Below are 14,791 nucleotides of genomic sequence, written 5' to 3' on the forward strand. Positions count from 1 at the left end.
GTGAAGCCGGTGACGGTCAGTGCATCGCCGTCGACATCGCTGTCGTTGGTCAGCACGTTGCCGGTGGCCGGGGTGTCTTCGGTGACCGAGATCGGGCCGTCGTTCTGGGCGGTTGGCGCGTCGTTCACCGGAGCGACGTTGGCGAAGCTCAGGTCGGCGGTGGCGGTCAGCTTGCCGTCGGTGACGGTGTAGGTCGCGGTCGGCACCGGGCCGTTGTAGTTCGGCGCCGGAGTGAAGGTGAAGCTGCCGTTGCCGTTGATCACCAGGGAACCGACGCCGTTGATGGTGGCGGTAGCGCCTGCGGCGTAGCTGTTGCCGCCGACGGTGAAGCCGGTGACGGTCAGTGCATCGCCGTCGACATCGCTGTCGTTGGTCAGCACGTTGCCGGTGGCCGGGGTGTCTTCGGTGACCGAGATCGGGCCGTCGTTCTGGGCGATTGGCGCGTCGTTCACCGGGGTGACAGTGAGGCTGACCACCGATTCGACGGAACCGCCGTTACCGTCGCTGACGATCACGGTGAAGGTGTCGGTGCCGTTGTAGTCCTTGGCCGGGGTATAGGTGTACTCGCCAGTCGCCGGATTCAGCACCAAGGTGCCGTGTGTCGGCTCGGTACCCGATTTGAGGGTGTAGCTGAGCGTGTCCTGGTCGACGTCGCTGGCGACGATCTGACCGGTGACCGGGGTGTCCTCGGCGGTGGTCTTGGACTGGTCAGCGGTTTCCGGGGCGTCGTTCACCGGCGTCACGGTCAGGCTGACCACCGATTCGACGGAGCCACCGTTGCCGTCACTGACCACCACGGTGAAGGTATCGGTGCCGTTGTAGTCCTTGGCCGGGGTGTAGGTGTATTCGCCGGTGGCCGGGTTCAGTACCAGGGTGCCGTGCGCCGGTTCAGTGCCCGGTTTCAGGGTGTAGCTGAGGGTGTCCTGGTCGACGTCGGTGGCGACGATCTGACCGCTAACCGGGGTGTCTTCGGCAGTGGTCTTGGATTGATCGGCGGTTTCCGGCGCGTCGTTCACCGGGGTGACGGTAAGGCTAACGACCGACTCAACGGAGCCGCCGTTACCGTCACTGACGACCACGGTGAAGGTGTCGGTGCCGTTGTAGTCCTTGGCCGGGGTGTAGGTGTATTCGCCGGTGGCCGGGTTCAGTGCCAGGGTGCCGTGCGCCGGTTCAGTGCCCGGTTTCAGGGTGTAGCTGAGGGTGTCGTGGTCGACATCGGTGGCGACGATCTGACCGCTAACCGGGGTGTCTTCGGCAGTGGTCTTGGATTGATCGGCGGTTTCCGGCGCGTCGTTCACCGGGGTGACGGTAAGGCTAACGACCGACTCAACGGAGCCGCCGTTACCGTCACTGACGACCACGGTGAAGGTGTCGGTGCCGTTGTAGTCCTTGGCCGGGGTGTAGGTGTATTCGCCGGTGGCCGGGTTCAGCACCAGGGTGCCGTGCGCCGGTTCGGTACCCGGCTTAAGGGTGTAGCTGAGGGAGTCCTGGTCGACGTCGCTGGCGACGATCTGACCGGTGACGGGGGTGTCCTCGGCGGTGACCTTGGACTGGTCGGCGGTTTCCGGGGCGTCGTTCACCGGCGTCACGGTGAGGCTGACCACCGATTCGACGGAACCGCCATTACCGTCGCTGACGATCACGGTGAAGGTGTCGGTGCCGTTGTAATCCTTGGCCGGGGTGTAGGTGTATTCGCCAGTCGCCGGGTTCAGTACCAGGCTACCGTGTGCCGGTTCAGCGCCCGGCTTCAGGGTGTAGCTGAGGGTGTCCTGGTCGGCGTCGGTGGCGACGATCTGGCCGGTGACCGGTGTGTCTTCGGCAGTGGTCTTGGACTGGTCGGCCGTTTCCGGGGCGTCGTTCACCGGGGTGACATTGGCGAAGCTGAGGTCGGCGGTGGCGGTCAGCTTGCCGTCGGTGACGGTGTAGGTCGCGGTCGGTACCGGGCCGTTGTAGTTCGGCGCCGGAGTGAAGGTGAAGCTGCCGTTGCCGTTGATCACCAGGGAGCCGACGCCGTTGATGGTGGCGGTAGCGCCTGCGGCGTAGCTGTTGCCGCCGACGGTGAAGCCGATAACGGTCAGCTTGTCGCCGTCGATGTCGCTGTCATTGGTCAGCACATTGCCGGTGGCCGGGGTATCTTCGGTGACCGAGATCGGGCCGTCATTCTGGGCGATCGGCGCGTCGTTCACCGGGGTGATATCGGCGAAGCTCAAGTCGGCGGTGGCGGTCAGCTTGCCGTCGGTGACGGTGTAGGTCGCAGTCGGCACCGGGCCGTTGTAGTCCTGGGCCGGAGTGAAGGTGAAGCTGCCGTCGCCGTTGATGACCAGCGAGCCAACGCCATTGATCGTCGCGGTCTGGCCGGCGGCATAGTCGTTGCCGCCGAAGCTGAAGCCGGTGACGCTCAGCTTGTCGCCGTCGACATCGCTGTCATTGGTCAGCACATTGCCGGTGGCTGGCGTGTCTTCGGTAACCGAGACCGGGCCGTCGTTCTGGGCGACTGGCGCGTCGTTCACTGGAGTGACGCTGATGCTCAGCGTGGAGCTGCTGCCGGTGTTGGTGGTGTAGGTGACTTCGGGCACCGCACCGTTGTAATCCTGCACCGGAGCGAAGGTGTAAGTGCCGTCGGCATTGATCACCAGCGAGCCGATGCCGTTGATGTTCGCGGTCTGGCCGGCGGTGAAGCTACCTTGCACACCTGCGATGCTGAAGCTGGTGACGCTGAGGGTGTTGTCCACATCGTGGTCGTTGCCCAGCACGTTGCCGGTCGCCGGGGTGTCCTCGGCGACGGTGTTGGTGTCCGGGGTCAGTACCGACGGATCATCTACCGGGCTGACATTGGCAAAGTTCAGGTTGGCCGTGGCGGTCAACTGGCCGTCGCTGACGGTGTAGGTCGCGCTCGGCACCGGGCCGTTGTAGTCCTGGGCCGGAGTGAAGGTGAAGCTGCCATCGCCATTGATGACGAGGCTGCCGACGCCCTGAATGGTGGCGGTCTGGCCAGCGGCGTAGCTGTTGTCGCCGAAGCTGAAGCCGGTGACGGTCAGCTTATCGCCGTCGACGTCGTGGTCGTTGGTCAGCACGTTGCCGGTGGCCGGGGTGTCTTCGGTAACCGCTACCGGGCCGTCGTTCTGGGCGACCGGCGCGTCGTTCACCGGAGTGACAGTGAGGGTGACGACCGACTCGACCGAGCCGCCTTTGCCGTCGCTCACCACCACGGTGAAGCTGTCGCTGCCGTTGTAGTCCTTGGCCGGGGTGTAGGTGTATTCGCCGGTGGCCGGGTTCAGCACCAGGCTGCCGTGGGTCGGTTCGGAGCCCGGTTTCAGGGTGTAGCTGAGGGTGTCGTGGTCGACGTCGGTGGCGACGATCCGGCCGCTGACCGGGGTGTCTTCGGCGGTGGTTTGCGACTGGTCGGCAGTGACCGGCGCGTCGTTCACCGGAGTGACATTGAGGGTGACGACCGACTCGACCGAGCCGCCTTTGCCGTCGCTCACCACCACGGTGAAGCTGTCGCTGCCGTTGTAGTCCTTGGCCGGGGTGTAGGTGTATTCGCCGGTCGCCGGATTCAGCACGAGGCTGCCGTGCGACGGCTCGGAACCCGGCTTCAGGGTGTAGCTGAGGGTGTCCTGGTCGACGTCGGTGGCAACGATCTGGCCGTTGACCGGGGTGTCCTCTGCGGTGGTCTGCGACTGGTCGGCAGTGACCGGCGCGTCGTTTACCGGAGTGACGTTGAGGTTGACCACCGACTCGACGGTACCGCCTTTGCCGTCGCTCACCAGCACGGTGAAGCTGTCGCTGCCGTTGTAATCCTTAGCCGGGGTGTAGGTGTATTCGCCGGTCGCCGGGTTCAGCACCAGGCTGCCGTGGGTCGGTTCGGAGCCCGGTTTCAGGGTGAAGCTGAGGGTGTCCTGGTCGGCGTCGGTGGCGACGATCCGGCCGCTGACCGGGGTGTCTTCGGCGGTGGTGTTCGCTTGGTCGGCGGTGACCGGCGCATCGTTCACCGGGGTGACATCGGCGAAGTTCAGTTGCGCGGCAGCGGTCAGTTTGCCGTCGCTGACGGTGTAGGTCGCGCTCGGCACCGGGCCGGTGTAGTTCTGCGCCGGGGTGAAGGTGAAGCTGCCGTCGGCATTGATCACCAGCGAGCCGACGCCGTTGAGGGTTGCAGTCTGGCCGGCGGCGTAGTTGTTGCCGCCGAAGCTGAAGCCGGTGACGGTCAGCGCATCGCCGTCGATGTCGTGGTCGTTGGTCAGTACGTTGCCGGTGGCCGGGGTGTCTTCGGTCACGGCGACGGGGCCGTCGTTGGCGGCCACCGGTGCGTCGTTCACCGGGTTCACGCCCACCGTGACGGTGATGGTGTCGCGGCCGCCCTGGCCGTCATTGACCACCACGGTGAAGCTGTCGTTGCCGTTGAAGTTCTGCCCGGGGGTGTAGGTGTAGGTGCCGTCGGCGTTGACCACTACGGTGCCGTTGCGTGGGGCGTCGCCCAGGTCGAAGCGCAGCGGGTTGCCGTCCGGGTCGCTGGCGCGCAGGCGGCCGCTGACCGGAGTGTCTTCCTCGGTGCGGATGCTGGCGTCCTGGCCGCGCGGGTCGTGGTTCGGCCCGCGCTGGTTCTGAGCGTTGTTGCCTTGTTCCTGCTGTTGCCGGCCGACGGCCTGGCCGTTGTTTGCAGTGCCGAAGCCGATGTTCGGATCGACCCGGTCGCCCGTCTCGCCAAGCATCACGAAGCTGTGGCCGCCGCCCGCTGCGCCGGAACCGCCGGTGGACGCCGCCGGGCCGGCCGCGGTAGGGGCCAGGGCCTGGGTCGGGTCGAGGCCGGCGGCGATGGCTTTCTGCAGGTCTTCGGTACTCGGTACGGAGAGTTGCGCTTGCGCGTGCGCGGACGCCACGTGCGGCAGGTCAGCGCCGCTCCACTGGCTGTCGCGGCCCAGGTCGATCACGCGGCCATTGCCGGTGTCCAGCGTCACGGCACCGGCGGCGCCCGTGACCAGCTGCTCACCCTGGTAGATGCGGTCACCTTCGACCAGGACGCGCTGGGCGCCTTCGGGGGATACCGCAACCACTTGCCCGATGATGCTTTTGACGACGGCGACGACGCTGCTCATGCACTTCTCCTGATGGGGCTTGCCGGGTGTGCCAGCTGGGCGGCCGTTTTCCGTGTCGGCGCCAGGGGCATTCCTTGTCATTCAGAGCGAAATATTTGGCGTCAACAAATTGGCTTATAACCGCTGGAAATTGCGTATATGCCAATGTATTGACCATTCGCGTGCCATCCTAAACAATTGGCAAATCGATGTCACTTTGATATCGAGGTGCCGCCTCAAAATATTTTTCGTGAAACACGTCACGTTTCGCGATGGGTCCTTGCAGCGCATTCGCCGGTCTTTTGACGCTCTTTGCGGCAATCGAATCGCTGCCGCAATCTCATTGATAAGGATGTTTTCCTCATGCGTCTGCGATTCGCTTCCGTAGTGCCCTTTGCCCTGTCGTTCGTGCTTCCCGCCCATGCCGATACGCTCAACCAGGCGATGCAGAAGGCCATCGACTACCACCCGGAAATCCAGGCGGGAGTGAACAGCCGACTGGCCGCCGACAAGCAACTGCGCGCCGCCCAGGGTGGCTATCTGCCGTCGGTCGACCTGCTGGGTGGCTATGGTCGCGAAGGCACCGATTCGCCCACCACCCGCGCCGAGGGCAACGACCACTGGAAGACCATGAACCGTGGCGAGTCCAGCCTGCGCCTGCAGCAGATGGTGTTCGACGGCTTCGCCACCTCCAGCGAAGTAGGGCGCCAGCAGGCCACTGTGAACTCCCGTGCCTATGCACTGCTCGGCACCTCCGAGCGCACCGCGCTGGAAGTGGCCCAGGTCTACACCGACGTGCTGCGTCGCCAGGAAATGGTTCGTTTGGCCGAAGCGAACCTGAAGCGCCACCAGCAGGTGTACGACCAGATCAGCCTGCGCAGCGCGCGCGGCGTCGGCCGCCTGGCCGACCAGGACCAGGCTGAAGCGCGCCTGGCCCAGGCGCAGAACAACCTGTTCACCGAGAAGACCAACCTGGCCGACGCCCGCACCAACTACTTCAGCGTGGTGGGCAGCGAGCCGGTGGACCTGGCCGAACCCTCCGGCCTCAACGGCCAACTGCCGGCGGACCTGCAGGCGGCGCGTCGCCAACTGCTGGAAAACAGCCCGATCCTGCGTTCGGCGGAGTCGGACGTCGCGGCGGCGGAGAAGCAGTACGAAGCGGCGAAGTCGACCTTCTATCCGCGCTTCGATGCAGAATTGTCCCGTGGTGCCGATAACAACATCGACGGCGATCCGGGCCACAACAACGAATGGCAGGCCATGCTGCGCATGCGCTACAACCTGTTCGCCGGCGGCAGCAACAAGGCCGAGCTGGAAGCCAAGTCGTACCAGGCCACCCAGGCACTGGATATCCGCAACAACGCCCTGCGCCAGTTGAACGAGGAACTTGGACTGTCCTGGAATGCCCTGGAAAACGCTCGCGAGCAGCTGCCGATCGCCCGCCAGTACGTGGACTACAGCACCCGCGTGCGCGAGGCCTACCAGCAGCAGTTCACCATCGGCGAGCGCACCCTGCTCGATCTGCTGGACAGCGAGAACGAACTGTTCAACGCTTCGCGCCGCGCGGTCGACCTGAAATACACCGAGCTGTTCACCCAGTACCGCATCAAGGCCACCCTGGGCGATCTGCTCAAGAGCCAGGGCGTGGTGGCGCCGATGGCGACCGTGGTGAGCACCGACGTCAAGCCGCAAGTCCAGCTGCCGGGCCTGAACTGATCAGCCCCCCGGCCCCAACCCAGCCCGTCCCAACCTAGAGTGTTCCCGCGTGGATCAAGAAGTCAGTCGAGTTTCCTCACGTCACGATCCACGCGGTCTGCTCGATGACCCGCTGCTGGACAGCCTGCTGACGCTCTGCCAGCTGCACCAGAAGCCGGCCAGCCGCGCCATGCTCACCAGCGGCCTGCCACTGCCCGAGCAACGCCTGACCGCGGAGCTGCTGCCGCGTGCGGCGGCCCGCGCCGGCTTGCAGGGACGCTTGTTGCAGCGGCGCCTGGAGCAGATTCCGGCGCTCGCGCTGCCGGCCATGCTGCTGCTGCGCGAGGGGCGTTGCGCGGTGCTGCTGGGTTGGGAAGGCGAGGGCCAGGCGCGCCTGCTGCTCAGTGAGAGCGACGGTGGCGAGGTGCGCGTGTCCCGCGAGCTGCTGCTGGAGGATTACGGCGGCCAGGCGTTCTTCGCCCAGCCGCAGCACAAGTTCGACCTGCAGCACGGCGAGCTCATTCCGCGGGCGAAGAGCTGGTTCCGCGACACCCTGAAGCGCTCGCGCTGGCTCTACGTCGACGCCGTGGCCGCGAGCCTGGTGATCAACCTGATCGCCCTGGCCGCGCCGCTGTTCGTGATGAACGTCTACGACCGCGTGGTGCCCAACCAGGCCGCCGCCACCCTCTGGGTGCTGGCCGTCGGCATCAGCGGCGCCTACCTGTTCGACCTGCTGCTCAAGACCATGCGCGGCCTGTGCCTGGACCTGGCCGGCAAGAAGACCGACCTGATCATCTCGGCGACGCTGTTCGAGCGCATCGTCGGCATGAGCATGAAATACCGGCCGGCGCGGGTCGGCTCGTTCGCGCAGAACATCCACGAATTCCAGACGCTGCGCGACTTCCTCAACTCGCTGACGCTGACCACCCTGATCGACCTGCCGTTCACCCTGCTGATCCTGCTGGTGATCGGCATCATCGGCGGACCGCTGGTGTTCGTCCCGCTGGTGGCCTTCCCGCTGGCCGCGGGCCTGGGCTGGATGCTGCAGAAGCCGCTGGTGGAAACCATGAACCGCACCATGGCGCTGTCCGCCGAGCGCCAGTCGAGCCTGATCGAAACCCTGGCCAGCCTCGATGCGGTGAAGGTGAACAACGCCGAGAGCGAACGCCAGTACCTCTGGGAGCAGACCATCGGCACCCTGAGCCGCCTCGAGCTGCGGGTGAAGCTGCTGTCGTCCCTGGCGATGAACATCACCGTGCTGATCCAGGCGCTGGCCGGGGTGGTGATGATCATCGGCGGCGTCTACCTGATCATCGCCGGCGACCTCTCCATGGGCGGCCTGATCGCCTGCTACATGCTCAACGGACGCGCCCTTGGCCCGCTGACCCAGCTCTCCGGGCTGATCCAGCGCTACCAGCAGGCGCGTCTCTCCATGGAGACCACCAACCAGATGATGGAACTGCCGCAGGAGCGCAGCGCCGATGAGCGTCCGCTGACCCGTTCGCAACTGCGCGGCGGCATCGAGATGCGCGAGCTGGACTTCGTTTACCCGAACCAGCAGGTGGCGGCGCTGCACGGCATCAACCTGCAGTTCCGTCCCGGCGAGAAGGTCGGCATCGTCGGCCGCAGCGGTTCGGGCAAGAGCTCCCTGGCCAAGCTGATCGTCGGCCTCTATCAACCGGATAAGGGCAACCTGCTGGTGGACGGCGCCGATGTGCGCCAACTGGACATCAGCGAGCTGCGCCACAACATCGGCTACGTGCCGCAGGACATCAGCCTGTTCAGCGGCACCCTGCGCGACAACCTGGTCTGCGGGGCGCGCTACGTGGACGACGAGCGCGTGCTGGAAGTGGCCGAGCTTACCGGGGTGAACGAGTTCGTCCGTCTGCATCCGCAGGGCTACGAGCTGCAGGTCGGCGAGCGTGGCCTGAACCTCTCCGGCGGCCAGCGGCAGAACGTCGCCCTGGCCCGTGCGCTGCTGCTCGATCCGCCGATCCTGCTGCTCGACGAACCGACCAGCGCCATGGACAACGCCGGCGAAGAGCGCCTGAAGCAGCGCCTGCATTCGATCATGGGCGACAAGACACTGCTGCTGGTCACCCATCGCGCCTCCATGCTCAGCCTGGTGGATCGCCTGGTGATCATCGACAAGGGCCGCATCATCGCCGACGGCCCGAAGGATGTGGTGATGGACGCATTGAAGAAGGGGCAGATCAGTGTCGCTTGATCCCAAAGGCAGCATCCGCCACACCGTCGGCGGCTATTTCAAGGGCGGCGACAATCTCTCCGGCCAACCGCTCCCCGAAGTCAGCAAGGCGCTGGTGGAAGACGCCCCGCGCGTGGTGCGCCTGACCATCTGGGTGTTGATCGGCTTCGTCCTGTTCCTCGGCCTGTGGGCGCACTTCGCGCAGATCGACGAGGTGACCCGTGGCGAGGGCAAGGCCATTCCTTCGTCCAAGGTGCAGAAGATCCAGAACCTGGAAGGCGGCATCGTCTCGCAGATCTTCGTCCACGAAGGCGAGGTGGTGCAGGCCGGCGAGTCGCTGATGCGCCTGGACCCGACCCGCTTCCAGTCCAACGTCGGCGAGACCGAGGCCGATCGCCTGGCGATGTTCCTGCGGGTGGAGCGGCTCTCCGCCGAGGTGGAAGACCGCGCGCTGAACATCCCCGACGACGTGCGCGCCAAGGTGCCCGGCCAGGCCAGCAGCGAAGAGGCGCTGTTCCACAGCCGCCAGCAGCAGCTCAAGGACGAGGTCGCCGGCCTGGAGCAGCAGCTGGTGCAGAAGCAGCAGGAGCTGCGCGAGTTCGTCTCCAAGCAGGCGCAATACCGCAACAGCCTGGAACTGCTGCGCCAGGAAATCTCCATGTCCGCGCCGCTGGTGGCGCAGGGCGCCATGTCCCAGGTGGAGTTGCTGCGCCTGAAACGCTCGGAAGTGGAGAACCGTGGCCAGCTCGACGCCACCACCCTGGCGATTCCCCGCGCCGAGGCGGCGGTGAAGGAAGTCGAACGCAAGGTCGCCGAGACCCGCTCGCGCTTCCGCAGCGAGGCACTGAAGGAACTCAACGAGGCGCGCACCGAACTGAGCAAGGCCGAGGCCACCGGCAAGGCCCTGGAAGACCGGGTCAGCCGCACCCTGGTCACCTCGCCGGTGCGCGGTATCGTCAAGCAGCTGCTGGTCAACACCATCGGCGGCGTGATCCAGCCGGGCAGCGACCTGGTGGAGATTGTCCCGCTGGACGACACCCTGCTGGTGGAAGCGCGCATCCGTCCGCAGGACATTGCCTTCCTGCGTCCGGGGCAGCATGCGATGGTCAAGTTCACCGCCTACGACTACACCATCTACGGCGGGCTGGAGGCGGACCTGGAGCAGATCGGCGCGGACACCGTCACCGACGACGACGGCAACAGCTTCTACCTGATCAAGCTACGCACCCGCAAAAGCCACCTGGGCACCGATGACAAACCGCTGCTGATCATCCCCGGCATGATCGCCACTGTGGACATCATCACTGGTAAGAAGAGCATCCTGAGCTACCTGCTCAAGCCCATCCTGCGGGCCAAGGCGGAGGCGTTGCGGGAGCGGTGATCGATGAGGGCCATCCGGTGGGATGGCCGCGTTGCCTTTGTAGGAGCAACTGTCTTCTTGGAAGCTCGTGCCAGCGGATGCCTTCACCCCAATCCTCTCCCGGAGGGAGAGGGGGCAGATGGTGCCGGCTAACGCCTTGGTTTCATCCTCCACCGAACGGTCCTCTCTCCCGCTTGCGGGAGAGGGTTAGGGTGAGGGGCTCTTGATCTCGTAGGAGCGGACTCCGTCCGCGATGCTTTTGATTTTGGTGTTCCGCGCCGCTTCGGCGTGCGCTGGGACTTCTTGTTTCGCCCCCTCGGGCGACCTTCTTTGGCAGACGCCCCAAAGAAGGCAAAGGTCTTGCCCCATCAGCCGGCCCCAGCTTCGCTGGGGTTCCCTCGCTCCATCGAAGTTTCAGGGGCCCGCGTCGACGGGCCATCCCTGGCCCGACGACGCTCTCGCGGCATCCATGCCGCTCAACCCCTGAAACTCCGACTCCACTCGGCCTCCTGAAGGGGCGCTCCGGAGCGCGCGGATGTTTCTCTGGAAATCTTTTTCGAGCCAGAGCAGAGCTTCCTGCTCCCGTAGGAGAGACGGGGGCGCCTAGCCCTTGTCCGCGAAATCCACCGCGGATGACTCGGTATTTCCTGTGACGTAGGGCGTATAACGTTCGACGTTATACGCCGTTTGACCTTGGCCCCGGAACGCTCGGGGTTGGCTCGGAGCCGCAGTTTCGGGCCACTCCGGACCTGACCATGGCGCCGCCGATACGCGCGGTGTATCGGCGTACAACCGCGAACGGTTGTACGCCCTACGCAGGGCTGATCAATACGCCACGGTAAACCGCTGCTGATGATGGTTGGCCTGCTCGGCTTCATCGATCATCGCCACCGCCAAGTCCGGTAGGGAGATGCGGCTCTCGCCCTTGGCATCGAACAACACCTGGTCGCCGCCGACGCGGAAGCTGCCGGTGCGGGTTTCGCCGTCAAGCAACATGGCTGGGCTGAGGAAGGCCCAATCCAGTTCCTTCTCGCCGCGCAGCTGGTCCAACGCATCGGCCGCGCCCAGCGCGCCTTGCTTCCATTGTTCGGGGAATTCCGGGCTGTCCACCAGGCGCTGGCCGGGAGCGATCTCCAGGCTGCCTGCGCCGCCGAGCACCAGCAGGCGCCTCACGCCAGAGGCCTTGACCCCGTCGAGAATGGCGCGGCTGCCCTTGGCATGGGCGCCACGGATATCCGGGTTGCCCCAGCCAGCGTTGAACGCGCTGATCACCACGCCCTGCCCGGCGACGGCACGGGCGACCTGGGACGGATCGTAGACATCGGCCTGGACCACCTTCAGGTTCTCGCGTGCCTGCAGTTTCGCGGGGTCGCGCACCAGGGCGGTCACCTGATGACCACGGCGAAGGGCCTCTTCGAGGAAGTAATGGCCGACATGGCCGGTGGCGCCGATCAGGGCAATGTTCATGGAATCACCTTTGCTGGGAGGCCGCGCATCGGCGGCGGGTGATTCATCTTCGGCGCTGGGCGGCCGCCGATAAAGCCGGGCTGGCGGCATGCACTCGTAAGCCTGGCTTAACAATCAATCCTTGGTGTCGTCGCTCATCAGGCTCAGCCCCCGGGCCACGGCCAGGGCGATGAACAGCGCACCCATGATCGCTTCGCTGCCCGCCAGCAGACGTGCCAGCGGATGCACCGGCACGATGTCGCCGTAACCGATGGTAGTCAGGGTGATCATGCTGAAGTACACAAAGCAGGCCATGTCCAGCGGACCGTTGCTGGTCTGGAAGCTGTGGGGGTGGAGACGCTCGATCAGGTTGTAGGTGAGCGCGAAGGAGAGCACGAAGTTCAGGTACAGCGCGCAAAGGCCATAAAGCAGCTCGCGGGTCACCGGCCGCTGCTGGGTGACCCGGTGGAAGATGCTGATGGCCAGCAGCAGGATGAAGGCGATCTGCGGAATGCCGCGCTTGAGGAAGGGATGGATATGCCAGCTGTCGGGCACGAACGACATGCACAGGCTGAGGATGCCCATACCGCAGATCAGGTAGAACCCTTTGCTGGTGCTGCGTACGGTGTTGATACCGGCCAGGACCATCAGCAGCAGGCTACCCAACTCCAGCGACCTGGGCGGGGAGGGTATCGACAGTACCAGCAGCACCAGCAGGACGCTGTTGAGCAGCAGGCGGAAACGGTAATGCGACAGGAACTTCTTCAAGACGGCAGCCGGGCGTGCAGCAAGGGAAAGGGCTGGAGAGTCTGGGCCAGCCCCCTGTCGGACTGCCATGCCCAGGACTAGGAATCGAAGAGTTTCTGTATGACAGAAAAGTCCTGTTCTCCATGTCCCTGCTTCACCAGCAGCCGGTACAACGCCAGTGCCAGGCTGCCCATGGGCGTGCTGTTGCCGCTGACCTGGGCGGTTTCCTGGGCCAGGCCCAGGTCCTTGGTCATCAGCGCGGCCATGAAACCGCCGGTGTAGCCGCGCGAGGCGGGGGCGTTCTCCATCACGCCGGGCCAGGGGTTGTACACCTCCAGTGCCCAGTTGCCGCCGGAGCTGCGGCGCATGATTTCCGACAGCACCACCGGGTCGAGTCCGTTGGCGGCACCCAGGGCCAGGGACTCTGCGGTGCCGATCATCAGCACGGCGAGCAGCTGGTTGTTGCACACCTTGGCCACCTGTCCGGCGCCGTCTGCGCCGGCGTGGAAGATGTTGCGGCCCATGGCGGAGAACACCGGGCGGGCGCGTTCGAGCACCTCGGCATCGCCGCCGACCATGAACGTCAGGGTGCCGGCGATGGCCCCGCCGGTGCCGCCGGAGACCGGTGCATCGAGCATCGGGATGCCGCGCTCGGCGGCGGCCTGGTGAACCTTGCGGGCGGAGGCGGGGGCGATGGTGGAGCATTCCAGCACCAGGGTGCCGGGCGTGATGTGCGTCAGCAGGCCGTCGGTGCCCAGGTAGAGCCCTTCGACGTGCTGGCTGGCTGGTAGCATGGTGATCACCAGGTCGGCGCCGTCGACCGCGTCATGGGCGCTGCGCGCCGCGCTGGCGCCCTGGGCGACCAGGCTGTCGATGGCGCTCTGCACCAAGTCGAACACGCGCAGCAGGTAGCCGGCCTTGATCAGGTTGGCGGCCATGGGGGCGCCCATGTGGCCGAGGCCGATGAAGGCGATGGTTTGCATGCTGGTTTCCTCCTGTTGGACCACAGGCACTCCAGCGCTTTGCTCTTCGTAGGAGCGAGCTTGCTCGCGAACAGCCTCGCAGCGGGGCCGGTTCGCGAGGCCGAATCCGTTCCCGACGGATTTCGGCATTTCCCACATCCCTGTGGGTCACAAGCTCGCTCCTACAGGGAGAGGGGCCTACAGATCCGCCAGCGGATGCCCGCCCTCCCAGGTCGCGTCGAAGTGCGCATTCACCACAGCATCAGGTATGGCAGCGATATCCGGCCAGTGCCAGTGCGGGGCGTTGTCCTTGTCGATCAGCCGGGCGCGCACGCCTTCGGGGAATTCCGGGTGGCGGCAGCAGTTCAGGCTCATCGCGTACTCCATGCGGAACACCTCGGCCGTCGACAGATGGCGCGCGCGGCGAATCTGTTCCCAGACCAGGCGGGCTGTCAGCGGGCTACCGGAGACCAGGGTCCTGGCCCCTTTGGCGATCACCATGTCGCTGTCCTCGGTGAGCGGCGCCAGCGCGTGCCAGGCCTCCACCACATTGGCGCAGTCCAGCAGGGCGTCGATGCGTTCGCGGCGCGGCAGCAGCTGAGCTTGCGGCAGCTCGCCGCGAACTTCGTGCTCCAGTGCGCGCAGCAGGCTGTGCAGCTGCACGTCGGCCTGTTCGCGCCAGTTCAGCTGCACCAGGCCTTCGAGCAGGTCTTCCTGCTGGGTATCGAGCAGGAAGCGGTCGGCCAGGTCCAGGTCCAGCGCATCGCGGGCGTTCATCTGCGTGGCGGTCAGCCCGAGGAACAGGCCAAGGCGGCCGGGCAGGCGGGCGAGGAACCAGCTGGCGCCGACGTCCGGGTACAGGCCGATGCTGATCTCCGGCATGGCCAGCCGGGTGGATGGGGTGACGATGCGCACCCCGGCGCCTTGCATCAGGCCCATGCCGCCGCCCATCACGTAGCCGTGGGCCCAGCAGATCAGCGGTTTGCCGTAGCTGTGGATGAGGTAGTCCAGGCGGTACTCGTCGGCGAAGAAGCGGCGGGCGAGGGCGGGGACTTCGCCGGGCTGCTCGCGGCAGGCGTCGACCAGCTTGCGCACGTCGCCGCCGGCGCAGAAGGCCTTGCCGCCGTTGCCGCGCAGCACCACGCAGGCGATCTGCGGGTCGTTCTTCCAGACGCCCAACTGATGGCTGAGCGCTTCGATCATCGGCAGGCTCAGGGCATTCAGGCTCTTCTCGGCGTCGAGGGTGGCGACGCCGATGCGGAAACCATGCAGGCCGGGGCGCTCTTCGAACATCACGTTCATG

8 protein-coding genes are annotated in these 14,791 nt (G+C 65.7%); 3 read left to right on the forward strand and 5 right to left on the reverse strand.

The features are described from left to right. A partial coding sequence (locus ACNFBT_RS08530) for a retention module-containing protein (RefSeq protein ID WP_416748327.1) occupies positions 1-5,093 on the reverse strand: 5,093 nt, incomplete at its 3' end. Positions 5,094-5,435: 342 nt separating this feature from the next. On the opposite strand from ACNFBT_RS08530, the gene ACNFBT_RS08535 reads away from it, so the two are divergent. Genes ACNFBT_RS08535 through ACNFBT_RS08545 form a run of 3 tightly spaced genes read left to right on the forward strand, consistent with a single transcriptional unit; the run spans position 5,436 to position 10,354 of the window. Further along, entirely contained in the window at positions 5,436-6,788 is a 1,353-nt protein-coding gene (locus ACNFBT_RS08535; protein WP_416748329.1) for a TolC family outer membrane protein, read from the forward strand. 49 nt (positions 6,789-6,837) lie between these two features. Continuing rightward, the gene (locus tag ACNFBT_RS08540) at positions 6,838-8,994 is read left to right on the forward strand and encodes a type I secretion system permease/ATPase (RefSeq protein WP_416748331.1); all 2,157 of its coding nucleotides are present in this window, start codon (positions 6,838-6,840) and stop codon (positions 8,992-8,994) included. Next, positions 8,984-10,354, forward strand: coding sequence for an HlyD family type I secretion periplasmic adaptor subunit (locus tag ACNFBT_RS08545; RefSeq protein WP_416748333.1), 1,371 nt, complete (start codon positions 8,984-8,986; stop codon positions 10,352-10,354). The genes ACNFBT_RS08540 and ACNFBT_RS08545 overlap by 11 nt, the downstream gene beginning before the upstream one ends. 804 nt (positions 10,355-11,158) lie before the next feature. On the opposite strand, the gene ACNFBT_RS08550 is transcribed toward ACNFBT_RS08545, so the two are convergent. From ACNFBT_RS08550 to ACNFBT_RS08565, 4 genes are all read right to left on the reverse strand, one after another. Continuing rightward, positions 11,159-11,800, reverse strand: a complete 642-nt coding sequence (locus ACNFBT_RS08550) for an NAD(P)-dependent oxidoreductase (RefSeq protein WP_416748335.1) — start codon at positions 11,798-11,800, stop codon at positions 11,159-11,161. A 114-nt stretch (positions 11,801-11,914) separates the two neighbouring features. Beyond that, the gene (locus ACNFBT_RS08555; RefSeq protein WP_416748337.1) at positions 11,915-12,547 is read right to left on the reverse strand and encodes a potassium channel family protein; all 633 of its coding nucleotides are present in this window, start codon (positions 12,545-12,547) and stop codon (positions 11,915-11,917) included. A gap of 77 nt (positions 12,548-12,624) precedes the next feature. Beyond that, positions 12,625-13,509 carry a 3-hydroxyisobutyrate dehydrogenase gene (gene mmsB, locus ACNFBT_RS08560; protein ID WP_416748339.1) on the reverse strand — a complete coding sequence of 295 codons (885 nt, stop codon included), beginning with the start codon at positions 13,507-13,509 and terminating at the stop codon, positions 12,625-12,627. A gap of 177 nt (positions 13,510-13,686) precedes the next feature. After that, the gene (locus ACNFBT_RS08565) at positions 13,687-14,790 is read right to left on the reverse strand and encodes an enoyl-CoA hydratase/isomerase family protein (RefSeq protein WP_416748341.1); all 1,104 of its coding nucleotides are present in this window, start codon (positions 14,788-14,790) and stop codon (positions 13,687-13,689) included. Between the last annotated feature and the right edge of the window lies 1 nt (position 14,791).

Source organism: Pseudomonas sp. NY15181 (assembly GCF_048068055.1).
GTDB lineage: Bacteria > Pseudomonadota > Gammaproteobacteria > Pseudomonadales > Pseudomonadaceae > Pseudomonas.

Coding starts and splice junctions, on each gene's coding strand:
- ACNFBT_RS08535 (WP_416748329.1), top strand. CDS start 5,436: ATGCGTCTGCGATTCGCTTCCGTAGTGCCCTTTGCCCTGTCGTTCGTG.
- ACNFBT_RS08550 (WP_416748335.1), bottom strand. CDS start 11,800: ATGAACATTGCCCTGATCGGCGCCACCGGCCATGTCGGCCATTACTTC.
- ACNFBT_RS08565 (WP_416748341.1), bottom strand. CDS start 14,790: ATGAACGTGATGTTCGAAGAGCGCCCCGGCCTGCATGGTTTCCGCATC.
- mmsB (WP_416748339.1), bottom strand. CDS start 13,509: ATGCAAACCATCGCCTTCATCGGCCTCGGCCACATGGGCGCCCCCATG.